The 220-nt window shown below is 67.3% G+C and carries 1 protein-coding gene; it reads right to left on the minus strand.

Annotation, left to right across the window (positions count from 1 at the left end; translation table 11 throughout):
* The coding region (locus ACG97_RS17815) for a hypothetical protein (protein ID WP_047968526.1) at positions 1-220 on the minus strand (220 nt) is incomplete at both ends.

Genomic DNA, 220 nt, shown 5'->3' on the forward strand with positions numbered 1-220 from the left:
CATCCATCTCCTCCGCATTGTCACCGACCGTGGTGGTACGGATCAGCAGGTCGCTATCACCTGCGGCCAACGTAATGGCGCCGCTGTAGGTCGTCCAGCTGCTGCCGCCATCGCTGCTGTACTGGAAGCTGCCGGAAGCGTAGTCCGCCGGGCTCAGCGCCGTGCCGTCGGCCAGGGTCAGCACCAGCGTGCTGCCGGCGGCGGCACTGGTGACGTGCAG

Origin of the sequence: Vogesella sp. EB (assembly GCF_001037925.1) — a bacterium.
GTDB classification, from domain to species: Bacteria; Pseudomonadota; Gammaproteobacteria; order Burkholderiales; family Chromobacteriaceae; genus Vogesella; species Vogesella indigofera.